The sequence below is a fragment of the Planotetraspora mira genome (assembly GCF_016863275.1).
In the GTDB taxonomy this organism is placed as follows: Bacteria; Actinomycetota; Actinomycetes; order Streptosporangiales; family Streptosporangiaceae; genus Planotetraspora; species Planotetraspora mira.
This window is the reverse complement of the sequence record NZ_BOOO01000001.1, coordinates 280,781-303,959: the sequence shown is the minus strand read 5'-3', so window position 1 is coordinate 303,959 and position 23,179 is coordinate 280,781. Positions and strand designations below refer to the sequence as shown.

Here is a 23,179-nt window from a genome sequence, read left to right as displayed (position 1 = left end):
GGCCGGGGATCAGCCGTAGAGCTCGTCGATCTGCTTGGCGTAGTCGCGCATCACGAGCGCACGCTTGACCTTCAGCGACGGCGTGAGGTGGCCGGTCTCCTCGGTCAGGTCCTTCTCGAGAATGACGAACTTCTTGATCTGCTCGGGCTTGGACACCATGCGGTTGGCGACGTCCACGGCGCCCTGCACCTCGGCCAGGAGGGCCGGGTCGGCCGTCGAGACCTCGGTCTTGGCGTTGGCCTGCTTCCACTGGTCCATCGCCTCGGGGTCGAGCGTGACGAGCGCGGCGATGAACGGACGGTCGTCGCCGACCACCATGACCTGGCTGATCAGCCGGTGCGCGCGGATGGCGTCCTCGAGCGGCGCGGGGGCGACGTTCTTGCCGCCCGCGGTCACGAGGATCTCCTTCTTGCGGCCGGTGATCCTCAGGTAGCCGTCGCCGTCGAGCTCGCCCACGTCACCGGTGTGGAACCAGCCCTCGGGGTCGATGGCCTCCTTGGTGGCGCGCTCGTTGTTCCAGTAGCCGTCGAAGACGTGGCGTCCCTTGACGAGGACCTCGCCGTCGTCGCCGATCCTGATGCTCACACCGGGGAACGGCTTGCCGACCGTCCCGATCTTGTTGGCGCCCGGGATGTTGACTGTCGACGGAGCGCTCGTCTCGGTGAGGCCCCAGCCCTCGAGCACCTCGATGCCGACGCCGCGGAAGAAGTGCCCGAGCCGCTCGCCGAGGGCCGACCCGCCGGAGACCGCCGTGTTCAGGGCTCCACCCGTCGCCGCGCGCAGCTTGCCGTACACGAGCTTGTCGAAGACCGCGTGCTTGGTCCGGACGCCGAACCCCGCGCCGCCCGCGCTCTCCGCGCGGCTCCAGTCGATGGCGGCGCGCACGGCGGCGTGGAAGATCTTGCCCTTGCCCTCGGACACGGCCTTCTGCTCGGCGGCGTTGTAGACCTTCTCGAACACGCGGGGCACGCCGAGCAGGAACGTGGGCTTGAACCCCTGCAGGTCGGGCGCGACGTTCTTCATGTTGGGGGTGTGCGCGAGGACCGTGCCGGTCTCGATCAGCACCACCTCGATGATCCGGGCGAAGCTGTGGGCGAGGGGCAGGAACAGCAGCGCCGCCCGGTCGTCCACCTCGAACATCGCCTCCAGGGGGCCGCGGGAGACGTTGCGCGCGGTGAAGAGCAGGTTGTCGTGCGTGATCCGGCAGCCCTTCGGCATGCCCGTGGTGCCGGACGTGTAGATGATCGTGGCGAGGTCGTGGCCGCCCCTGCTCGCCCGCCGCTCGGCGAGGGTGTCGTCGGCGACGCCGGACCCGAGCGTCTTCAGCTCGTCGATCCCGCCGTCGTCGATCCGCCAGACCAGCGGGAACTCCGGCAGGGCCTCCCGCACCGTCTCCTCGTGGCCCTTCAGTTCGACGACGACGGCCTTGGCGCCGCTGTCGGACAGGATCCACTTCACCTGGTCGGGGGAGGAGGTCTCGTAGATCGGCACGCCGACGGCGCCGGCCGCCCAGATGGCGTAGTCGGTGACGGTCCACTCGTAGCGGGTCCTGGACATGAGGCCGACCCGGTCGCCGGACTCCACGCCGGCGGCGATCAGGCCCTTGGCGACCGCGGCCACGTCGGCGCGGAACTCGGCGGCCGTGATCGGGTTCCAGGGGGAGTCCGCCGCGGTGCCGTCCTTGCGGCGGATCACGACGGTTTCGGGCTCGTCCACCGCGCGCTGGAACACCACATCGGTGCAGTTGGCGGACGGGGGCACGTCCACCAGCACGGGAACACTGAACTCGCGCACGGTCACTCCTCTGTCACGCACCGGCGGTCTCCGCGAGGCCGGAACGGCGTCGCGGACGTCATCCCTGAGATCTCCCCGGACGTTACCGCGCAAAGTTACGGACCGGTAGATCCGTCATATAGGCGTTATCCCGGGTCAAGCGCACGCTACCAGTGTCAGTCAGACGGGGTGGAGACAATCGTCTGACCGGCGGTCAAGCGCTTGGTAGGGGCGCGAGAAGCGGTACTACGATGTCGCCATGCGGGTACATGTCGTCAGCGACGTCCACGGCCGGGTCGACGCTCTGGCCCGCGCGGGAGACGGGGCCGACGCGCTCGTCTGCCTGGGCGACCTGATCCTCTTCGTCGACTACCAGGATCACTCCCAGGGGATCTTCGCCGACCTCTTCGGCCCGGAGAAGGCCACCGAGTTCATCGGCCTGCGCACGGCCGGCCGGTTCGACGACGCCAGGGCGATGTCGGCCGAGTTGTGGTCCGCCCTCGGCGGCGACCCGCGCGGGCACATCGAGTCGGCGGTCCGGCGGCAGTACGAGCAGATCTTCGCCGTGATGCCCGAGCCCGCGTTCCTCACCTACGGCAACGTCGACCTGCCGCTCCTCTGGAAGGACTACCTCCGGTCGGGCCACCAGGTGCTCGACGGCGCGAAGGTCGAGATAGGCGGCCTGACCTTCGGCTTCGTGGGCGGCGGGCTGCGCACGCGCTACCGCACGCCGTACGAGATCGACGACGAGGACTACGCGCGGAAGGTGGAGGCGGTCGGCCAGGTCGACGTGTTGTGCTGTCACATCCCGCCGGCCGTCCCGGAGTTGTTGTACGACGTGGTGGCCCGCCGCTTCGAGCGGGGCAGCGAGGCCACGCTCGAGGCGATCAGGGCCACCCAGCCCAAATACGCCCTGTTCGGGCATGTCCACCAGCCTCTGGTGAGCAGGACGCGCATCGGCAGGACCGAGTGCGTCAACGTCGGCCATTTCCGCGGCCGCGGCACGCCTTTCGCCCTGGAATGGTGAAGTACGGTTAGCCCATGGCTGATCGCACCACCTCGAGTGTCACCATCCGCGCCGACCGATCCGCGATCATGGCCGTGATCGCGGACTTCCCCGCCTATCCCGAGTGGGCGGGCCAGGTGAAGACGGCGGACATCCTGGAGGTCGGAGAGGACGGCAGGCCGTCCAAGGTCCGGTTCGTCATCGACGCCGGCGTGATCAGCGACCAGTACGTCCTCGCCTACGACTGGGTCGACGACACGGTCGTCAGCTGGGAGATCGCGGAAGCGGGCCGGATGCTCTCCCGCCTGAGCGGCAGCTACCGCCTCGCCGACGCGGGCGACGGCGCCGAGGTGACGTACGAGCTGGCCGTGGAGCTCAAGGTCCCCATGATCGGCATGATCAAGCGCAAGGCGGAGAAGGTCCTCGTCGACACCGCGCTGAACGGGCTCAAGAAGCGCGTCGAGAGCCTATGAGGATCCTCCTCTTCACGGGGAAGGGGGGTGTCGGCAAGACCACCGTCGCCGCCGCCACCGCGACCCTCGCCGCGGCGCGCGGCCTGAAGACGCTGGTCGTGTCGACCGACACGGCCCATTCGCTGGCCGACGCCCTCGCCGTCACCCCGTCAGAGGAGCCCGCCGAGGCCGCTCCCGGTCTCTTCCTTCAGCAGGTCGACACCCAGAAGTCGCTCGAACGCCACTGGGGCGAGCTGCGGGACTACGTCAGGAACCTGTTCGGCGAGCTCGGCCTCGACGAGATCACCTCCGAGGAGATCACGGTCCTGCCCGGGGCGGAGGAGATCATCGCTCTGCTCGAGCTGCGCGAGCAGGCCCGCACGGGCACGTGGGACGTCATCGTGGTCGACTGCGCGCCGACGGCGGAGACGCTGCGGCTGCTGGCCCTGCCCGAGGCGTTCGACTGGCACGTCAACCGCCTTCTCCCGGTCGGCCGGCGCGTGCTCAAAGCGGTCTCCCCGATGTTGCGGCACGTCGCGAAGGTGAGCGTCCCGCAGGGAGAGGTCATCTCGGCGGGGGAGCGGCTGCACCGCGCCCTGCTGGACATCCGCGAGTTGCTGACCGGCGGCGACGCCTCCGTCCGGCTCGTGCTCACCCCCGAGGCGGTCGTGGTCGCCGAGGCCCGCCGCACGCTGACCTCTCTCAGCCTGTACGGCTACCGCGTCGACGCCGTGATCGCCAACCGCGTCTTTCCCGTCGAAGGCGCCGACGAGTGGCGCACGGGCTGGGTGGAGGCGCAGGCCAGGCAGCTCACCGAGGTTCACGAGTCGTTCGCGCCGCTGCCGGTCCGCACCGTGCCGTACCTCGCGGCGGAGCCGGTCGGCCCCGCCGCCCTCGCGGAGGTCGCCGAGGAGCTGTACGGCTCCGCCGACCCGTTCGCCCGGCCCGACGCGGAGCCGCCGCTGCGCCTGACGGCCGACGAACTGGTGCTCGACCTGCCGCTCGCCGACAAGGCCGACGTCGATCTGGCCCGCAAGGGCGACGAGCTGATCGTCACCGCCGGCCCCTACCGGCGGGTGATCGCCCTGCCTTTGGCCCTCGCTCGCCGGGGTATCTCCTCCGCGACGCTCTCCGACGGCCGCCTCCGGGTACGGTTCGAGGCAGGAGGGGCGAAATGACAGATGGCAAGGACAGCAGCGGCGCCGACACGAGCGGCGGGCGGCGGCAGGACCCGCTCGGCTCGGCCGCGGAAGAGGCGATGAAGCTGCTTGACGCGCTTCAGCAGCGCATGGGCCGGGAGTTCGGCAAGGGCGTCGTGAAGGGCGGCGCCAACGGGTTCGGGATCAGCTTCGGCGGCGGCGACAAGCGGGACCGGGAGCACGACGTGTGGGGCGAGGCGGTGTCGGAGCCGCACGGCGACGAGTACATCTGCCGCGCCTGCCCGGTGTGCCGGGTGATCGCCGCACGGAAGGAGTCGGGCGGCGACGTCACCGACCACCTGATCGCGGCGGGCGGAGAGCTGTTCGCGGCGGTACGGCAGGCGTTCGACGCTCTGCAGCGGCCGTCGTCCGGGTCGTCCTCGGCGTCGCCGGGGTCGTCTTCCGGGTCGCCGGGCCCCCGGCAGGGGGAGCCCCGAGTGGAACACATCGACCTCGGCTGATTGGATCGGCTCGATCAGATTTGACCGGGCGTGGCTTCGGTCGGTTCCGGCGGTGCGGTCTCGTGGCGAGGACAGTCCTCGCGCGGGCCGCATGGTGTCTCCAAGGCCCGTGCCGGTCCGCGCCGTGAGCCGGACGCCTGAGGGCGAGAGGAAGACACCATGGCGCTGACCATCGGCGTGGACGTAGGCGGCACCAAGATCGCTTCTGGAGTCGTGGACGACGACGGGCGGATCCTCGAGCGGAGCCTCAGGCACACTCCGGCGGACAACCCGGAGAAGGTCGCCGTGACGATCGCCGACGCGGTGTCGGAACTGGCCGGACGGCACGAGGTCGAGGCCGTCGGCGTGGGCGCCGCCGGGTTCGTGGACGAGACGCGGTCGAACGTGAGGTTCGCGCCCAACCTCGCCTGGCGCGAGGAGCCGCTGCAGAAGAAGGTCAGCGAGCTCGTCGGCCTGCCCGTGGTGGTCGAGAACGACGCCAACGCCATGGCCTGGGGCGAATACCGCTTCGGCGCCGGCCGCGGCGAGACCCACGTGGTCTGCGTGACGGTCGGCACCGGCATCGGCGGCGGCGCCGTGTTCGGCGGTGAGCTCTACCGGGGGCGCTGGGGAATGGGCGCCGAGTGGGGGCACATGCAGGTGATCCCCGACGGCCGGCCCTGCGGCTGCGGCCACCGCGGTTGCTGGGAGAAGTACGCCAGCGGGAGCTCCCTGCTCATCGACGCCCGGGCGAGCGCGGAGGCCGACCCCTCGTCGGCCGTCCACCTGCTCGAGCTGGCCGGTTCCGTCGACGTCCTGCGGGGCGAGCACGTGACGGAGGCGGCCAGGAAGGGCGATCGGGCGGCCCTGGACGCGTTCGACTCGCTCGCGGAATGGCTCGCGCAGGGGCTGGCCGACCTGGCCGCGATCCTCGACCCCGGGCGGTACATCATCGGCGGGGGCGTCTCCGCCGCCGCCGACCTGTTCATGGACAAGGTCCGCGTGGCCTACGCCGAACGGCTGACCGGCCGCGGGCACCGTCCCCTCGCCGAGATCCGGGTGGCCGAACTCGGCCCCTCGGCGGGGCTGGTCGGCGCCGCGGACCTGGCGAGGCAGCGCTGACCTCCGCCCGGGCCCGCCGGCATCCGACGTGTTGAGAGTCGCCGCCTACAACATCCGCTCGCTGCGTGACGACCGCGACGCGCTGGTCCGTGTCGTCCGGGCGGTCAGGCCCGACGTGTTGTGCCTGCAGGAGGCTCCACGGGGACCCGCCTGGAGGCGCAGGCGGGAGGCACTGGCCCACGACACCGGGATGACCGTCGCCGCGGGCGGCCGGGTCGGAGGGGTGTCCATCCTCGCCGGCCCCGATGTGCGGGTCGTCCGGGGGCGGGGGGACCGGCTGCGCTGGATCCCCGGCCTGGAGTGGCGGGCGCTGGCCCTCGCGGTCGTCGAGAAGCAGGGCGTCCGGTTCGCCGTCGGCTCGGCCCACCTCGACCTCGTCCCCCGGGCCAGGCTCAGGCACGCCGCGCAGATCGTCGAGATCCTGGACGCCGCGGCGCGGACGTCGGGAGCGAGCGCCGTGCTGGCCGTGGACGTGAACGAGCGTCCCGGCGAGCCGGTGTGGACGTACCTGGCGGACCGGTACATCGACGCCCACGCCAGGTCGCCAAGAGGGGAGGGCCGGACGTTTCCGGCGCGGAACCCCACCATGCGCATCGACGCGATCTTCGCGGATCCGGGCCTGGCCGTCCTCGCCTGCGGCGGCGCGGAGGCCGCACGTCAGGACCTGCGTGACGCCAGTGACCACCTGCCCGTGGTCGCCGACATCGCACCGGCCTAGCACGTCCGGAGAAACTCCGCGCAGGTCGCGACCCCGCATCGCTTGGGGTGCGGAATCGTGACCTCTTGGCCGACGCGCTCCCCGGCCCCCGTACGATCAATTCATGACCCGCCGCCCGGTACGGCGTGCGGTGCCGATGTGTGTGCTGTTCGTCGGACTCATGGCCGGCTATCTCCTGCGCGCCACATCGGTGGCCCACGCGCACGCAGACCCGGGCCGCCAGAAGGCGGACCGGACGACGGCTGAGCCGGAGGTCGCCCAGGGCGCCTCATCGGCCAGGTTGCGCCCCGACGGATCGCTGTCCGACGTGGCCGGATCGTCCTCCAGCGACATCTGGGCCGTCGGCCAGCAGAGCGTCTGGGACATCTGGATGAACCGCGGTGTGATCACGCACTGGAACGGCACCTCGTGGACCGAAGTGGGGATCAAGGGGGACACGACGGGAGCGGGCCACCTGCGCTCGGTCGCGGTGTCCTCGAGCGACGAGGTCTGGGCGGTCGGCGAAGGCCACGACGGCCTGCCGTACGTGGTGAAGGGTTCGAGCGACGGGTTCGACCGGGTCACCGTGCCGCAGTTCCGGACGGGAGACTGGCTGGGCGGTGTGACGGCCTCGACCGGCAGGGTCGTCGCGGTGGGCAGCAGGGACGACCGGACCTTCATGGCCGTGACCAGCGGGTCGGCCAAGGGCGCGACGTGGACCACGGCGCTGGGTCCGCAAGGCGTCCTGTACGGCGTGGCGGTCTCCGGCAAGTCCGACGGATGGGCTGTGGGAGACGACGGGAAGCAGCCGTTGATCATGCGGTTGTCCGGCACCGGCTGGAAGAGCGTGCACCTGCCCTCCATCAAGGGCGGCTTCCTCCGGGACGTTTACGTGGACGACCGCAAGCACGCGATCGCCGTCGGCGGCGTCTTCCGGAGCAGCGGCAGGATCGCCCCGTTGGTTCTGCGATGGGACGGGAAGCACTGGACCCGGAACGACCCCCCGGAGAAGCAGGCCGAGTTGTACGGCGTGACCGGCGACGGCGACGGCACCTACTGGGTGTCGGGATACGACCCGGCCCATGGGGCCGAGGGATTCCTGCTGCGATACGACGGATCCAAGTGGACGACCCTACGGGGCCGCGCGGCGGCGGAGAGCCGGACGGTACGGCTCCAGGCCGTCACCCACGTCGCGGGTCTCACCATGGCGGTCGGCCACGTGCTCGACGCCGACGACCACTACACCGATCTCATCGAGCGGTTCGGGCCCCCGGAGGGCCAGGAGGGGTCCACCGCCGGGTGACCCGCGCCCTCAGCCGAGGGCGTCGGCTCAGATGACGGCGCCGTCGTCCCAGCCGGAGTCGGGAGGCGGGCCGTCGCCCATGCGGACCACCAGCGTCACGAACCCGCCGATGAACGCGGCCACGGCGGTGAAAACGATCCAGCCCTCCATGGGCCAGGTCATCAGGGCGGCGAGTAACAGGTAGGCCGGTCCGCCGAACAGCGCCACCCAGGCGAGCCTGCTGAGGGCGTCGCCATGAGGGAGCGGCGGCGGAGGCGGAGGCACGTAGTGACCCTCGTCGTCGGCCTGCTCCACGGAGCCTTCCGGCTCGTCCTCGGCCTCGTCCTGAGGCTCGTCCACGGGCTCGCGCGCGTCGTCGTCCTCAGGGCCGGCCTCGACGGCGACGTTCTCGCGGTCAGGCCATGGCTGATCGGCCGAGGCGTCCTCGGCCTTTTCATTGAATGAGGCGACGATCTGACGCCAGACCTCGTCCTCGTCACTTTGCGGCGTCACTTCGATCCCGGGTCACAAGTCCTTCGTCAAGGGTACAGAGGCGTGAGAGCGGATGAAGTCGAGGCTACCCTCGAAGATCGCGGTTGCGTCGTTGTCGAGGGTGGCGACGTGATAGCTGTCGAGAAGTTCTCTGATCTCAAGGTTGTCCCCCATCCTGGCTCTGAGGAACGCCGTACTCGCGGGTTTGACCACATGGTCATCCTGGCTGTGGAAGACCAGCACCGGCTGGGTGATCTTGTCGAGGTCGGTCTGGACGAGCTTCCACAGCCGCGGAAGCGTCGCGGCCGCCCTGACGGGAGTTCTGGCGTAGCCGAGTTCGGTCACACCGTCCATCTTGATGTCACCCGCGACGCCGGGCACCGACGGCAGCACCCACTTCAGCGCCGGAGCGAGCCGCAGTATGGGGGTGTCGTTCACGATGGACGGGTTCACCACCACCGCCCCCTGGACGGCTGCGCCGTGGATCTCGGCCAGGCGCAGCGCCATGCAGCCGCCGAGCGACAATCCCATGACGAAGGTCTCGGAGCAGCGTCCACGCAGGTCCGCGAGGGCCTTGTCCAGCGAGGCGTACCAGTCCTCCCACCGGGTTCTGCTCATCTCCTGCCACGTGGTGCCGTGACCGGGCAGCCGGGGGAGCGAAACGGTGAGACCGGCGCGCGCGAGATGCTCACCCCACGGGCGCAGCGACTGAGGGGACCCGGTGAACCCGTGACACAGCAGGACGCCGACCGCCCCGCCGTCGTGGTGGTACGGCTCCGCGCCCGGGAGCACTGGCATGGATACCTCCGCGTAGCAGGGCCGAAAACCCGGCTGTTTCGCCCGATAGTCGCATGTAAGTCGTCGTTAGTGCGAGAGGGCGAGCCGTGCGAAGATGACTTCACGTCCGACCGAGGAGGTGCCTGAGTGTTCTACTGGGTGTTGAAGGCCATCCTCTGGCCGATCCTCCACTTCATGTTCCGCCCGTGGGCGGAAGGTGTGGACAACGTGCCCAAGGAGGGCCCGGTCATCCTCGCGGGCAACCATCTGTCGTTCGCCGACCACTTCTTCGGTGCGCTGCCGCTGCCGCGTAAGGTCATCTCGCTCGGGAAGGCCGAATACTTCACCGGCCGGGGCCTCAAGGGCATGTTCAGCCGGTTGTTCTTCTCCGGCGTCGGCACCGTTCCGATCGACCGGTCGGGCGGCAAGGCCAGCGAGGCCGCGCTGCGCACGGGTCTTCGCATCCTGAAGGACGAGCAGGTCCTCGGCATCTACCCCGAGGGCACCCGCTCACCGGACGGCCGGCTGTACAAGGGCAAGACCGGGGTGGCGCGGCTCGCGCTGGAGTCCCGCGCCCCCGTGATCCCCTGGGCGATGGTCAACACGTTCGAGATGATGCCGCCGGGCCATCCCCTGCCCAAGCTCGGCATCCGTCCCGGCGTGCGGTACGGCAAGCCCCTGGACTTCTCCCGTTATTACGGCATGGAGAACGACCGTCTCGTCCTCCGGGCGGTCACCGACGAGATCATGTACGCCCTCATGGAGTTGGGCGCGCAGGAGTACGTCGACAAGTACGCCACGAGTGCCAAGGTCGAGATGTTGCGGGCCGCACGGGAGAATTCCTAGCGGAAAACCGTCAGGGTGAGGGAGTAGCGTGACCTAGGTCACCCCTCGTACCCCAGAACGGAAAGCCGCATGAGCGTTCGCGAGGAACAGGAAACGGTCTCCGGATACCTTCCGCACCGGCAGATCATGATCGTGCTCACCGGTGTGGCGGCCGGAATGTTGCTCGCCGCGCTCGACCAGAGCATCGTCGGCACGGCCCTGCCGCGCATCGTCTCCGAGCTCGGGGGGCTGGACAAGCTTTCCTGGGTCGTCACGGCCTACCTGCTGACCTCGACCGCCGCGACTCCGCTCTGGGGCAAGATCTCCGACCTGTACGGCAGGCGCGTCATCTTCCAGGCGGCCATCGGCATCTTCCTCGTCGGCTCGGCGCTGGCCGGGCTGAGCCAGAACATCGGCCAGCTCATCACGTTCCGCGCGATCCAGGGGCTGGGCGGCGGCGGGCTGATGGCGCTGGCGTTCAGCATCATCGGCGACGTCATCCCGCCCCGGGAGCGCGGCCGCTACCAGGGATACTTCGGCGCGGTGTTCGGGACGTCGAGCGTCGCGGGGCCCCTGCTCGGCGGCTTCTTCACCGACGGGCCCGGCTGGCGGTGGATCTTCTGGATCAACCTGCCGGTCGGCGTGATCTCACTGATCGTGACCTCGGTCGCGCTGAAGATCCCTGTGGTGCGCCGCCCCCACAAGATCGACTACTTGGGCGCCTCGATCATCGTCGCAGGCGTCTCCTGCCTGTTGCTCTACCTCGACTGGGCGGGCAACGAGTTCGGCTGGACGGCGCCGGGGTCGCTCGCGCTCATCGCGGGGTTCGTCGCGCTCGCGGCGCTGTTCGTGCTCGTCGAGTTGCGGGCGGCCGAGCCGATCATCCCCATGCGCCTGTTCCGCAACGGGATCTACAGCGTGGGCAACGCCTACACCTTCCTCGCCGGTCTCGCCATGTTCGGCGGGCTGATCTTCCTGCCGGTCTACCTGCAGGCCGTCCAGGGCATGTCGCCCACCAGATCGGGGCTGGCGTTGCTGCCGGCCGTCTTCGGCATCTTCTCCACGGCGATGACCTCGGGGCAGCTGATGTCCAGGACGGGCCGCTACAAGATCTTCCCGATCATCGGGGCGATCGTGCTCATCGTGGCGCTGGCGTTGTTGTCCACCATCCGCGTGGGCACGCCGTACTGGCAGGTCGCGATCTACGCCTACCTGTTCGGCGCGGGCCTCGGCTTCACCATGCAGACGATCGTCACCGCGGTCCAGAACGCCGTCGACCGCGCGGACATGGGCACCGCGACCAGTTCGACCACGTTCTTCCGGATGATGGGCGCGGCCATCGGGACCGCGATCATGGGCGCGGTCCTCACGACCCGGCTCACGCACTACCTCGCCGTAGAGTTCGGCGGGCGTGCTCCCGCGGGAGGGGTGGACTCCAACAACGTCCAGGCCATCCAGCAGTTGCCGCCCCCCGTCAAGGAGCACGTGCTGGTGGCGTTCACAAGCGCGATCGACGATGTGTTCCTGGTGAGCATCCCGTTCGTGGTCTTCGCGCTGGTGGTGGGGTTCTTCCTCAAGGAGATCCCGCTGGCGAGCCGTGGGGACGAGCCCGTCGCCATCGGCGGCTGACGGGCTCCCTTCCGGGCCGATCCACTGTCGGGCCGGTCCGTTGAGCGGGCCGGTCCGCTTTCCGGCCATGGGGCTTTCGGCCTTCAGGCGAGGTGTGACCTGATCTCGCGGATATGCGCTGGGGTGGTCCGGCAGCAACCGCCGATGTGCGTGGCACCCAGCGCGCGCCATTCCGCCGCGGCCTCGCCGTACTCGACGGGGTCGGTGAGACCTGTCCAGCGCTGCGCCGCGGCGTCCCACGTCTCGCCGGAGTTGGGGTAGACGACCGTCGCCCCCTGGCGGATTAGACTGGGGATGAACCGTGGCGCGGTGCAGTTCACGCCGACGGCGGTCACATTGGGCAGGTCCTCGAACAACGCGGCGGAGTCCTTGAAGGCCGTTCCGTCATTGATGTGTTCGCCGTCGCGGCAGGAGAAGCTCACCCACGCCTGCACGGACGGCGTCTCGCGCAGCAGCGTCGCCAGGGCCCGGGCCTCGTCGAATGAGGGAATGGTCTCGCAGGCCAGCACGTCGGCGCCTGACGTGGCGAGGATTTCGAACCGATCCCGGTGCCAGTCGAGGAGGCCGCCTTCGTCCAGGTCGTAGTCTCCGGTGTACTCGGCGCCGTTGGCCAGGTACGCGCCGTACGGTCCCACGCTGGCGGCGACCAGGCCATGTCCAGCGGCATCCCGGGCCTGCGCGGCCAGCGTCACCGACAGCCTGATGAGGTCACGGGCCTGGTCAGGGGTCAGGCCATGCCGGACGAACCCCGCAATGCTGGCCTGATAACTGGCGGTCGTCGCCACGTCGGCACCGGCCATGAAGTAGTCGAGATGTGCCCGGCGGATCACGTCGGGATCCTCCATCAGCAACTTCGCCGACCACAACTCATCGCTCAGATCGCAGCCGAGGGCCTCCAGATGAGTGGCAAGGCCGCCGTCGAGAACCAGGGAACTCACTCAGCAACCCTATGCGTTCTCCGTGCATGGGGCTTAAAGGGCTCATTAACCGCGTACTACGCCGTCGTTCACGCGTCCCCGCAGGCGGACGTGATGATCGACCCGACACAGGAGGTGTGCGGGAGCCTCGGCGACCCGTTCCCACCCCACCATCCGATGTCATCCGCCTACCAGAACCGAGCTGATCCGCCCTCCGGATCCCCAAGCGACCGGTCTGCCCGATCTGACGTCGATCGGGCTTGCCGGATCCCCAGTGATCTGTCTGGCGGATCCCGGCTGACCGGTGGGTGCCGGGCACCGGGCGTCGGCCCGCCCGGTGCCCGGTTCGGAGCAGCTCCCCGATTCTTCGCCCGGTAAATCGTCCGAAGAATCGCCTGATGACGGGCCCGGTGAAGTGCCCGGGCTCGAAGGCTTCGATCGCCTGAGGATCACCCGCAGATCAGCCATGGAGTCCAGCCGGGCTTCAGCCGCGCTTCCAGAAGTCTCTGCGGCGCGTCCCTTGCTGCTCAGGCCCCTGGGACGCGGACCCGTGCGATCCAGGGGGCGTCGATTCAGGCTCAGCTGAGCCGGAACCCGTCGTGATCGCGGTCAGGACGTCGACGGCTCGGTGCCAGAGCGCGTCCAGGTCCGCCGACGCCCTCTCGGCGGTTTCGAGCTGTGCGGCCAGGGCGGCCAGGTCCGGCTGACCGCCGACCATCTGGTCGATCACCCTGAGACGGCTGGCCAGATCCGCGAGGTAGCGCCGTCTGTCCTGCTCCGGCAGGGACTCCGCCGAACGGAGCCGGACAAGCTCCTCCGACAGCAGCGGGCGTACACCGTCGAGGTCGGTCTCCGGGGCTCTCCCGCGCGGATGCGGCATGCGCGCACCCACGGAGAAGCCGCGTCCGCCGGGGCTCCGGGGAACGGCCGGCGGGACGATCCCGCGCGGTGCGCCGGCTACCGCAGTGTCGGTGTACGCACCGGAAGGCGGCGGGAATGCTCCGCTCTCGGGCAGACGAAGGGCCTCGTCAGCCGTCCAGGCGATGGACTCGGTCGTGCTGAAGGCGGCCATCTTCGCCATCGGAGCACCGGCCGCCATCAGCGGTGCGGCGGCGACGGGCGCGTCCCAGCCGCTGGGCATCTCGACAGGCTGGATCACGCGGTGTTCCGGCCCGCCCTCGGCGACGACCCGCGTGTCCACGGCGACGAAGGCGGTGAACCTGCAGAGCACGCCGAACGTGAGCGATGTGTCGATGATCTGCTGCTCGAGTGAACGGTCGCCGGACAGATAGCGGTCCTCCAGGCGCCTCAGGAACGCCCGCGCCCACAGGGAACGCGCGGCGGTGTCCTGCACGGCCTGGCCGGTGACACCCGTCTCCCACGGCCTGCCGTCAGAGGTGAGCCCGCGTACGGCCACGGCTCCGGACGGCGCTCCCCGGTAGCGCCCGGAGACGGAGAGCGGCACGCCCGGGTAGAGGCTGCCCACGTGGGTGACGGTCTCCGCGATGATGTCGAGTCCTTCCGGCTTCACCGCGATGTCGGTCACGAGAGGCGACCCGATCCTGCGGTGGATGTGCTCCATCGCCTCGTCGAGGCGATCCTCCGACTCGACCAACTCGCATCGGCCCGATCCGAGCAGGGCCAGCCTGCCGAGGAAGCCGGCGTTGACCGCCTGGTCGATGCCGACCGTGTGGACCCGGATGCCGCTGAGCCGTGCCGCGGTCCGTTCCAGGATCTGGTCCTCGTTGCCCACCTGCCCGTCGGTGACGAGCACGAGCACGCGGTCTCGGGCACCGTCGGCCGCCGCCTCGCCGGGCCCGGCCGGTTCTCCGTCGCGCTCGGCCGCGGCCGAGGCGTGGTAGCCGGACGCCGTGATGGGGCCGCCCTCGGCGGACTCGGAGAGCAGGCGAAGCGCCTCCTCCATGGGGGCGAGGATCTCGGTGCCGCCCCGTGCGTCCAGCCTCGCGAGATGCTCCACCGCCCGATAGCGGTTGCGGTCGGTGGCCTCGACGAGCCCGTCAGGGAAGGCGCGCTCGATCACCGAGTCGAAGGACAGGACGGCGAACCGGTCACGTGTGGTGAGCGTGTCGACGATCCGGGCGGCGGCCCGCCGGGCGGCGACCATCTTCCACCCGGTCATGCTGCCCGATCGGTCGAGAAGGAGCACCACGTCGCGTGCGGCCGATGCGGCAACGGTGTCTGACGGCGGGATCACGCTGAGCGTGAACGTCCCTTCACCGCCGGATTCGGCGGCGTGGTCGTCCGGAGCCAGGGCCAGTGACGCCGAGGCCTCGAACGGAAGCCGGAGGATGAAGTCCCGGTCGAGACGCTCGCCGGGCCGGAGGCTGATCGTGTCACCCTCTTGGGAGACCTCGTGCAGGCTGGACCGGATCTCCCGCAGGTCGAGACCCGCCCCGTCGATGGTCGCCGTCAGCGACAGCCGTACGGGATCGGGGAACCCGGGGAGCAGGACGGGAGGGGTGATCCGCGACGCGTCGGGCACGGCGTCGGTGTCCGGGACCACGCCCGCGCCCGCCGGCGGTCCCCCCAGGGGGGCGCCGGGGATGTACCGGGGGGCCACCACCAGAGGGAAGCGGAACTCGGCCGCGCCGTCCTCGTAGGGGAGCGGCTGACTGAGGCTGAGCCGTACCTTGACGTGCTCGCCGGGCACGATGTTGCCCACCCGGATGGTGAAGACGTCGGGACGGTCCTCCTCCGCGATGGCCGCCCGCCTGCCCTCCGCCATGGCGCGGTCGTAGTCCGCACGCGCCTGGCCGCGCTCCTTGAGCACGCCCTCGATCACCCGGTCGTCGGCCTCCATCCGGAACGCGGTGACGGCGGCTCTCGGCGGCAGCGGGAAGACGTACGTCGCCTCGAGCGACACGTCGAACGGGTTGCGGAATCCTTGGACCACCTCGACTCCGGCCACGAGTCCGGTGATGTGCGCCGCGACGTCGAGGCTCTCGAGCGGCAGGTTCCCCTTTCCTGTTTCGAGCGCTCCCAGCCCGGCGTCCGGAGCGGGACGGCATTCCTCTGGCCTCAGCGGCGTGATGGGAACGGTCATGGCGTCATCCCTTCAGGGTGGTCGGACCGGTCCGTGAGCCCGAGTCTGGCCAGCATGGACAGCAGTGGTTCTGCGGCCTGGCGCAGTGCCCGCGCCTCGGCGGAGGTGACCGGCCGGCCCGCGGCGTCCAGCGTCACGGTCACGCCTGGCGCGAGCCGCACGCCGTAGACGACGTCGGCGGGCGCCGGTTCGAACGAGACCACGTGGTCCGACGTGTGGCGGACCACGTCGGCGCCGGTCATGAGCGGTTCGGCCGCGCCTCCGAAGACCACGCTCTGGTCCGGCGCCGGACCCCGTCGCGGCGTCGGAGCGGCGGGTGCGGGCGGCGGCACGGCGGGGGAGTCGGAGGCGGGTGCGGACAGCGCCGCGCCCGCAGGCGCGGGAGCGGGTGGTGGAGTTCGAACGGGGAGGGCCGGGGGAGCGGACGCCGGCCGCGTCCAGAACCGCTCGCGCCCGGTCACGTCCGGGTCGTCCGCGCCGGCGACCGTGACGCCGGAGTGGTTCGTGGAACCCTCCGCGGGCGCGTCGACGTCCGGTGGTCCCGAGACGTCCGGCAGGCCGGAAAGGCGAGCCGCCTGCAGGAGCATGGCGTCGGTCGCGCCGGTCAGCTCGGTCTGGATGGCGGCGATCGACAGCCCGTCCGCCTGCCGGCGCTTGACGGCGACGAGCTGGAGCAGGTGACGCCGCCCGTAGAGGGCGACCCTGCCCCGGCGGGCGAGGGGCGGATCGAGCAGGCCGATCGTCGTGTACCACCGGATGAGGCGCTCGTTGGGCACCTCGCGGACCCGGCCGTTGACAGGGCCGGCCGAGTCGAGCAGGCTCGCCGCCCGCTCCGCCAGCTCGCTGATGGTCCAGGTCTCTCGCATGGCCTCAGGATGACACTGTCACAATGACACTGTCAATATCGTTCACCACCCCAACCGCCATGGTTAGCGCAAAGTTTGGCCGCCGGAAGGACGTGGCTTCCCGTCGCGTTCACCGCCTTCCGGTCCACTGGACCGAGGTTGAGGCCGCTTGACCTGCTGGAAGGCGCGATAGTGGACGAAGAGCCGGCGCATCGCGCGCCGACACCCGAGGACGGGGCCACCGCACGTGCGGCTTCACGCCCCCGGCGGCAGGCACCAGGTCACAGCACAACGTCACATCACAAGGGCGCGCGCACAACGTCGCATCAGGACGTCGCATCACGACGTCGGACCGCCGACAGCGCCACGCCGTCTGACCACAGACGGCGTGACCCGGCGGAGCGGCCCGCGGGTGTGCAGGCGACGCACACGCGACCCGCGGATCCGGAGAAGAGCACCTCCGGAAAGGCGCACATCCAGATGCTCGACGCCGGCGACGCCCTCTTTCCCGGGTTCGCAGATCACAGACGCATACGCAGATGAAACGCGCAGATGGAGGAGGGATCACGGTGAGCCGTACGTTCGTCCGATCCAGGGCCCTGGCCGTCCTGTCGGGTTCGCTCTGGCGCTCGGCGTGTACGGCGACGGCTCCCCTGGCGCCACGGGCCGCGCGCCCGGGATCTGGGAGCACGACACCTGAGGCCGTCCCCGACGAGCGGGCGGCGCCGTACGGCGACCTCTGTCCACCGGACGCCAACGGCCTCGCGCTCGCCCGGGGCTTCACCGGCAGGGTCGTCGGCCGGTCCGGCCACCGCGTCGGCGGCGTCACATGGCATGCCGCGCCCGACGGCGGTGGGTGTTTCCCGGACGGAGACGGATGGATCTACGTCTCCAACTCGGCCGTGCCGCTGCTCGGCGGGGTTTCGGCCATACGGTTCGAACCGGACGGGACGATCGGCAGCGGCTACCGGATCCTGTCCGGAACCGACCTGAACGGCGCGGGCGGGGCGACGCCGTGGCAGACGTGGCTGTCGGGCGAGACGACCTCGCACGGCCGGCTCTTCGAGTGCGACCCGTACGGGCAGCGCGCCGCGATGCCACGCCTGGCCATGGGACAGTTCAGGCACGAGGGGGCCACATGTGACCCCGACAGGGGAGTCGTCTATCTCACCGAGGACGAGCCCGACGGGTGCTTCTACCGGTTCCGGCCGGATGACTGGGGCGATCTCACGACCGGCACACTCGAGGTGATGGCCGGGTCTCCGGACCGAGAGGCCGTGACCTGGAAGCGCGTGCCGAATCCTGTGGCGATGTTCGAGCCCGTCCGTGAGCAGGTCGTCGGCGCGAGACGCTTCAACGGCGGCGAGGACTGTCACTATTCGGAGGGTTTCTGCTATTTCACGACCCGGGGCGACAGTCGCATGTGGGCCTATGACGCCGCCAACGACCGGATCACGGTTCTCTACGACGGGTGCGCGGAGCCGTACGGGCCGGAGATCCGCGACACCGCGCCGGGCGGCGACACAAGCGGTCCGGAGCGCGACACGGTGGTGAGGTCGGGGGACTCCTACGTCGCCGAGGACGAGGGCGTCATGGAGATCACGGTCATCAGTCCCGGCGGCGTCGCCGAGCCCTTCCTCCGCGTCGAGGGTCACGAGGGGTCCCAGATCACGGGGCCGGCCTTCTCCCCCGACGGGACCAGGCTGTACTTCTCCTCCCAGTGGGGCGGGGAGGGCGCGGGCGGGATCACCTACGAGGTGTCGGGTCCCTTCCGCGGCTGAAAGCGGTCGCCCAGGCCCGCCGACGCCGCGCCCTCCTTACGATGCGACGACGCCGGTGCCGCCCGAGGCGGCCGATCTGACGACGTCCGCCAGTCGCTCCCGCAAGGCGGCGAAACGGGGGCCTGTCCGCGGGTGCGCGCCGAAGGGCAGGTCGGAACTCTCATCGAAGATCACCTGACCGGGCGCCCCGCTCAGCGCGATCACCCTGGTGCCGATTAAAGAGGAAATATTACAGATCGCGGGTCCAGATCTCATCGACGACCGCTTCACCGGACTCCTCGCCGTCGCGCCGCTCGGCGAGGACGAAGCCCGCACTCTTGTAGATGCGGCGGGCGCCCGTCAGGTTCTCCCTGGTCCAGAGCATGATCCGCCGGTAACGCGCGTGCCGGGCGAACGCCAGGCACTCCTCGACGAGCCGCCTGCCCACCCCCATCCCGCGCGCGGACGGCTCGACCAGCAACAGGCGGAGTTGTGCCGTCTCGTCGTCCTTCCGCATGCAGAACACGCAGCCGGCAGGCACGCCGTCGACCTCCGCGATCCACCCGGCCTCGCGCCGCGGGTCATGGCTGTCGGCGTAGTCGGCGAGGATCCGGGCGACGAGGGCCTCGAAGCCCGTTCCCCAGCCGTATTCCTGGCTGTAGACGACGCCGTGCCGGTGCACCACCCAGCCGAGGTCTCCCGGCCGCGGCGGTCTGATGACGTACGGCTCGCGCCTGTCGTCGGCGTCCAGCAGGCTCCGGATCGTCGTCATGCTCGCGACCAGCCGGCGGCGGCCCTCGTCGGTCAGCGCGGCGAGCATGGCCCGCACCTCGGTGGCCGAGCGGTCGTCGAGCATGCCGTACGCCTGAGCGCCGGCGTCCGTGAGCCGCACGACCTGGCGGCGGCCGTCCTCGGAGGACCGCTCACGGAAGATCAGCCCATCGGCCTCGAACCGCGTGAGGATCCGGCTGAGGTAGCCGGGATCGAGATCGAGCAGGTCGCGGAGAACGGATGCCTCGGCGGCGTCCCGGGTTCCCAGTTCGAAGAGCACCCGGGCCTCGGTCAGGGAATAGGGGGTGTTCAGAAGTCCCGCCTGGAGGACGCCGATCACCTCTGTATAGAAACGATTGAACGCCCGGACCTCGGCCACCATATCCATTGCCCACCTCAACTAACTCGTTGACTCAGTCAATCGTATTGGAACGCGAGTCGTACGTGAAGTGCGTGTGGGAGTGGGAGACTGGGAATCCCCTGGTGGCCCACCTGTCGGTTTCGAATGGTGGTTCACCTGGGCGTGCCCTGTGTTGTTGGGGCCGGTTCCGTCGCGTAGCCTCACTGATGGTCTAGACCATTGTTGGCGGCTGGGGCAGAATGCGTTCCGGCGACGCGGTGGCGTTTGCACCAGTCTGGCCGCCTATCTCATATGCGCGTAACTCATGTGGAGGATCCCGCCATGCGTATCGGAGTGCTCACCGGAGGCGGCGACTGCCCCGGGCTCAACGCCGTGATCCGCGCCGTCGTCCGCAAGGGCGTGGGCGTTTACGGGCACGAGTTCGTCGGCTTCCGCGACGGCTGGCGTGGCCCGCTCGAGGGCGAGACCATGCCGTTGGACATCCAGGCCGTCCGGGGCATCCTCCCGCGCGGCGGCACCATCCTCGGCTCCTCCCGGACCAACCCCATCAAGATCGAGGGTGGCGTCGAGCGGATCAAGGAGAACCTGGTCACGCACGGCGTCGACGCGTTGATCGCCATCGGCGGCGAGGACACCCTCGGCGTGGCCAAGCAGCTCTACGACCGCGGGGTGAAGGTCGTCGGCGTACCCAAGACGATCGACAACGACCTGAACGCGACCGACTACACGTTCGGCTTCGACACCGCGGTCAACATCGCGATGGAGGCCATCGACCGGCTTCACACCACGGCGGAGTCCCACCACCGCGCGCTCATCTGCGAGGTCATGGGCCGCCACGCGGGCTGGATCGCACTCCACGCCGGCATGGCCGCCGGGGCCAACGTCATCCTGATCCCGGAGAAGCCGTTCGACATCGACAAGGTCTGCTCCTACGTCGAGTCGCGCTTCAAGACCCGCTACGCGCCGATCATCGTCGTCGCCGAGGGCGCACACCCGATCGAGGGCCAGATGGCCTTGCAGGCCGGCGAGCTCGACGCCTTCGGCCACGTACGGCTCGGCGGGATCGGCGAACTGCTCGCCCAGGAGATCGAGAAGCGCACGGGCAAGGAGGCCCGCACGACCGTCCTCGGTCACATCCAGCGCGGCGGCACCCCGACGGCGTACGACCGCGTCCTGGCCACCCGCTTCGGCCTCGGCGCGATCGACGCCGTCCACGAGGGTGACTTCGGCAAGATGATCGGCCTCAAGGCCACCGACATCGTCCGGGTGAGCCTCGATGAGGCCACCTCCGCGCTGAAGACCGTACCCGCCTCCCGCTACGAGGAGGCCGAGGTCTTCTTCGGCTGATCGACCGGTTCCTTACTGACGGGCCCGTCTGGACGTGATGTCCAGGTGGGCCCGTTTCGTCATGTACCCGACGCCACCGATTCCATTGGGGGTCATCGCCCTTCTGGCCTCCGGCCGCCATTCGTCTTGTGGACGAATTCGGATATGTCATGCCGTGCTTGCTGGCGTGTCCGCCACATGGCGCGGCGGGAGAAAATCGCTCAAGCGGGAGAAACGGAAATCGGCGACGGCCGCCGTGCCGTACGGAATGGCCGTCGACCTGTGCACCACTGGAGATGCGGGCCGAATCGCCTCGCACCGGCCCTTTGCCTTCTGATACGGCTGACGCCATCGTTGGGCGACGGCCGTGCGCGCTCGGGCCTGGAGTGATTCGCCGGCGGTGAGGGAGGGACATGGGGATCGAGGGGCCGTTCTGGCGGGCGATCGCGGTCTTCAGGATCGCGTCCGTCGCGTACGCGGCCGTCCTGCTGCTCCGGGCCGGCGGTTACGAGCATCCCGTGGCCGGATGGTTCGTCGTCGCGGTGATGGCCGCCTGGACCGCCGTCACCACCGCGGCGTATCCCTCCGCCCGGGCGTGGCCGCTGCTCCTCGCCGATCTGGCCGTGACCGTCGCGTGCCTGCTCTCGACACCGTTCGTGCAGGACGAGCCCGCCGTCCTCGCCGGGGCGATGCCGATCACCGCGACGTGGGTCGCCGGTCCCGTCCTGGCCTGGGGCGTCTCCCGCGGGCGGCGGGCGGCCGCCGTCGCCGCCGCGATCATGTCCGCCGCCGACCTGTGGCTGCGCGGCGCGCACGGCATGGACCTGGCCTCCCTGCCGGTGAACGGCGCGGTCCTGCTCTTCCTGGCCGGAGTCGTCGTCGGCCACGTCGCGCAACTCGCGCGAGAGGCCGGGGAGCTCATGCGGCGGGCCGCCCAGCTCGAGGCGGCCGGCCGTGAACGCGAGCGGCTGGCCCGCGGCATTCACGACTCCGTGCTCCAGGTGCTCGCGCTCGTGCAGAAGAAGGGCGCCGAGATCGGCGGCGAGGCGGCGGAGCTCGGCAGGCTGGCCGGCGAGCAGGAGTCCGCCCTGCGAGCTCTCGTCCAGGCCCCCGCGGCCTCCGGCGGTTCTGCGGCTTCTGACAATTCTGTGGTCTTCGGCGGTCCCGTGGTCTCCGGCGATCCCGCCGGAGACGGCTCCGCCGTTCGGGACCGGCCGGCGCGCACCCGGTGGGGGCTCTTCAGAGGCGGCCCCGATGGTTCCGGGGAGGGCGGGCCGCCTGATCGGGTGGATCTTCGGGACCTCCTCCGGCCGTACGGCGACGCGCGGGTGACGGTGTCGGCCCCCGCGACTCCGCTGTTCCTGCCGGCAGGGACGGCGCGAGAGGTGGGCGCGGCCGTCGGCGCGGCGCTCGACAACGTGTCGCGTCACTGCGCGGAGGGCACGCGCGCGTGGGTGTTCGCTGAACAGGACGGAGAGGCGGTGACGGTGTCCGTACGGGACGAGGGCCCCGGCATCCCGGACGGACGCCTGGAGCAGGCGGCGGCCGACGGCCGGATGGGCGTCGCCCGGTCCATCCGCGGTCGCATCGCGGACCTCGGCGGGACGGTGACGATCACCTCCTCTCGGACGGGTACCGAGGTCGAGTTGTCGGTCCCCGCCACGCCGGCGGGCGCCGGTCGCCGGAGGCGTGTATGAATGTCCGAGATCCAGAGGAGGGGCGGCCGGTCATGCGGGTCATGGTGGTGGACGATCACCCGATGTGGCGGGACGCCGTCGCGCGCGACCTGGACGAGGCCGGCTGCGAGGTGGTGGCCACCACGGGGGAGGGCCGGCAGGCCCTCCGCATCGCGGCCGCCGTACGGCCCGATGTGGTGGTGCTGGACCTCCAATTGCCGGATCTGCCCGGAGTGGAGGTCGCCAGAGGGCTCGGCGCCTCCGCTGATCCGCCGCGCGTTCTGGTCCTGTCGGCGAGCGCCGAGCCGGAGGACGTCCTCGAAGCCGTCAAGGCCGGCGCTTCCGGATATATCGTGAAATCGGCTAGCAAGGAGGACTTCCTGGACGCGGTCCGGCGGACCGCGGAGGGTGACGCCGTCTTCACACCAGGGCTGGCAGGGCTCGTGCTGGGGGAGTACCGGAGGCTCGCCGCGCAGCCCGCGGCCCCGGCGGGGCCCGTGCTGACCGAACGGGAGACCGAGGTTCTGCGCCTGGTGGCCAAGGGTTTGTCCTACCGGCAGATCGCGGCCAGGCTCGTGTTGTCCCACCGTACGGTCCAGAACCACGTGCAGAACACGCTCAGCAAGCTTCAGCTCCACAACCGGGTCGAGCTGGTCCGCTACGCCATCGAGAAGGGCCTGACGGAACGGGACTGACACCTGGAGGCGCGGACGAGCCCCCGCCGCACGGCACTACAGTGGGGAAGTTCCCGCTGGGCCGGCGCGT

At 70.2% G+C, this 23,179-nt stretch carries 20 protein-coding genes; 13 read left to right on the top strand and 7 right to left on the bottom strand.

The annotated features are described in order from the left end of the window. Window positions 1-9 precede the first annotated feature (9 nt). On the bottom strand, window positions 10-1,794 hold the full coding sequence (locus Pmi06nite_RS01380) for an AMP-dependent synthetase/ligase (protein WP_203950911.1): 1,785 nt from the start codon (window positions 1,792-1,794) through the stop codon (window positions 10-12). A 238-nt stretch (window positions 1,795-2,032) separates the two neighbouring features. Here Pmi06nite_RS01380 and Pmi06nite_RS01375 point away from each other — a divergent pair, with 238 nt between their 5' ends. From Pmi06nite_RS01375 to Pmi06nite_RS01345, 7 genes are all read left to right on the top strand, one after another. Then, window positions 2,033-2,800, top strand: coding sequence for a metallophosphoesterase family protein (locus Pmi06nite_RS01375; protein ID WP_203950910.1), 768 nt, complete (start codon window positions 2,033-2,035; stop codon window positions 2,798-2,800). Window positions 2,801-2,814: 14 nt separating this feature from the next. Beyond that, a complete protein-coding gene (locus Pmi06nite_RS01370) occupies window positions 2,815-3,252 on the top strand; it encodes an SRPBCC family protein (protein WP_203950909.1) in 438 nt (145 codons plus the stop codon). Continuing rightward, entirely contained in the window at window positions 3,249-4,409 is a 1,161-nt protein-coding gene (locus Pmi06nite_RS01365) for an ArsA family ATPase (protein WP_203950908.1), read from the top strand. Before Pmi06nite_RS01370 ends, Pmi06nite_RS01365 begins: the two co-directional genes overlap by 4 nt. Beyond that, window positions 4,406-4,891: a hypothetical protein gene (locus Pmi06nite_RS01360; protein WP_203950907.1), complete on the top strand. Its 486-nt coding sequence runs from the start codon at window positions 4,406-4,408 to the stop codon at window positions 4,889-4,891. The genes Pmi06nite_RS01365 and Pmi06nite_RS01360 overlap by 4 nt, the downstream gene beginning before the upstream one ends. 159 nt (window positions 4,892-5,050) lie before the next feature. Beyond that, window positions 5,051-5,992 (top strand): ROK family glucokinase, encoded by a 942-nt coding sequence (locus Pmi06nite_RS01355; RefSeq protein ID WP_203950906.1) that lies wholly within the window; start codon window positions 5,051-5,053, stop codon window positions 5,990-5,992. Between the two features lie 28 nt (window positions 5,993-6,020). Next, on the top strand, window positions 6,021-6,710 hold the full coding sequence (locus Pmi06nite_RS01350) for an endonuclease/exonuclease/phosphatase family protein (RefSeq protein ID WP_203950905.1): 690 nt from the start codon (window positions 6,021-6,023) through the stop codon (window positions 6,708-6,710). Between the two features lie 103 nt (window positions 6,711-6,813). Further along, entirely contained in the window at window positions 6,814-7,992 is a 1,179-nt protein-coding gene (locus Pmi06nite_RS01345) for a beta propeller repeat protein (protein ID WP_203950904.1), read from the top strand. Window positions 7,993-8,019: 27 nt separating this feature from the next. Here Pmi06nite_RS01345 and Pmi06nite_RS01340 read toward each other — a convergent pair whose 3' ends face one another. Both Pmi06nite_RS01340 and Pmi06nite_RS01335 read right to left on the bottom strand, forming a co-directional pair. Next, complete coding sequence (locus Pmi06nite_RS01340; protein WP_203950903.1) at window positions 8,020-8,484, bottom strand: hypothetical protein; 465 nt, start codon at window positions 8,482-8,484, stop codon at window positions 8,020-8,022. 12 nt (window positions 8,485-8,496) lie between these two features. Then, entirely contained in the window at window positions 8,497-9,261 is a 765-nt protein-coding gene (locus Pmi06nite_RS01335; protein WP_203950902.1) for an alpha/beta hydrolase, read from the bottom strand. A 126-nt stretch (window positions 9,262-9,387) separates the two neighbouring features. On the opposite strand from Pmi06nite_RS01335, the gene Pmi06nite_RS01330 reads away from it, so the two are divergent. Together Pmi06nite_RS01330 and Pmi06nite_RS01325 are read left to right on the top strand one after the other, a co-directional pair. Then, window positions 9,388-10,086, top strand: a complete 699-nt coding sequence (locus Pmi06nite_RS01330) for a lysophospholipid acyltransferase family protein (RefSeq protein WP_203950901.1) — start codon at window positions 9,388-9,390, stop codon at window positions 10,084-10,086. Between the two features lie 69 nt (window positions 10,087-10,155). Next, a complete protein-coding gene (locus tag Pmi06nite_RS01325; protein ID WP_203950900.1) occupies window positions 10,156-11,694 on the top strand; it encodes an MDR family MFS transporter in 1,539 nt (512 codons plus the stop codon). A gap of 83 nt (window positions 11,695-11,777) precedes the next feature. Here Pmi06nite_RS01325 and mmuM read toward each other — a convergent pair whose 3' ends face one another. From mmuM to Pmi06nite_RS01310, 3 genes are all read right to left on the bottom strand, one after another. Further along, entirely contained in the window at window positions 11,778-12,632 is an 855-nt protein-coding gene (mmuM, locus tag Pmi06nite_RS01320) for a homocysteine S-methyltransferase (RefSeq protein ID WP_203950899.1), read from the bottom strand. Between the two features lie 463 nt (window positions 12,633-13,095). Further along, on the bottom strand, window positions 13,096-15,675 hold the full coding sequence (locus tag Pmi06nite_RS01315) for a VIT domain-containing protein (RefSeq protein WP_203950898.1): 2,580 nt from the start codon (window positions 15,673-15,675) through the stop codon (window positions 13,096-13,098). Next, a complete protein-coding gene (locus tag Pmi06nite_RS01310; protein ID WP_203950897.1) occupies window positions 15,672-16,541 on the bottom strand; it encodes a MerR family transcriptional regulator in 870 nt (289 codons plus the stop codon). Before Pmi06nite_RS01310 ends, Pmi06nite_RS01315 begins: the two co-directional genes overlap by 4 nt. A 548-nt stretch (window positions 16,542-17,089) precedes the next feature. Between Pmi06nite_RS01310 and Pmi06nite_RS01305 the strand changes: the two genes are divergently transcribed. Next, a complete protein-coding gene (locus Pmi06nite_RS01305; RefSeq protein ID WP_239113449.1) occupies window positions 17,090-18,301 on the top strand; it encodes an alkaline phosphatase PhoX in 1,212 nt (403 codons plus the stop codon). Window positions 18,302-18,530: 229 nt separating this feature from the next. On the opposite strand, the gene Pmi06nite_RS01300 is transcribed toward Pmi06nite_RS01305, so the two are convergent. Beyond that, window positions 18,531-19,439 carry a bifunctional helix-turn-helix transcriptional regulator/GNAT family N-acetyltransferase gene (locus tag Pmi06nite_RS01300; RefSeq protein WP_203950895.1) on the bottom strand — a complete coding sequence of 303 codons (909 nt, stop codon included), beginning with the start codon at window positions 19,437-19,439 and terminating at the stop codon, window positions 18,531-18,533. Window positions 19,440-19,733: 294 nt separating this feature from the next. Here Pmi06nite_RS01300 and Pmi06nite_RS01295 point away from each other — a divergent pair, with 294 nt between their 5' ends. The 3 genes from Pmi06nite_RS01295 (at window position 19,734) to Pmi06nite_RS01285 (ending at window position 23,109) form a co-directional block, all read left to right on the top strand. Next, window positions 19,734-20,759, top strand: coding sequence for a 6-phosphofructokinase (locus Pmi06nite_RS01295; RefSeq protein WP_203950894.1), 1,026 nt, complete (start codon window positions 19,734-19,736; stop codon window positions 20,757-20,759). 392 nt (window positions 20,760-21,151) lie between these two features. Beyond that, on the top strand, window positions 21,152-22,435 hold the full coding sequence (gene macS, locus Pmi06nite_RS01290; protein ID WP_239113447.1) for a MacS family sensor histidine kinase: 1,284 nt from the start codon (window positions 21,152-21,154) through the stop codon (window positions 22,433-22,435). A gap of 32 nt (window positions 22,436-22,467) precedes the next feature. Continuing rightward, complete coding sequence (locus tag Pmi06nite_RS01285; protein WP_239113445.1) at window positions 22,468-23,109, top strand: response regulator; 642 nt, start codon at window positions 22,468-22,470, stop codon at window positions 23,107-23,109. Window positions 23,110-23,179: the final 70 nt, after the last annotated feature.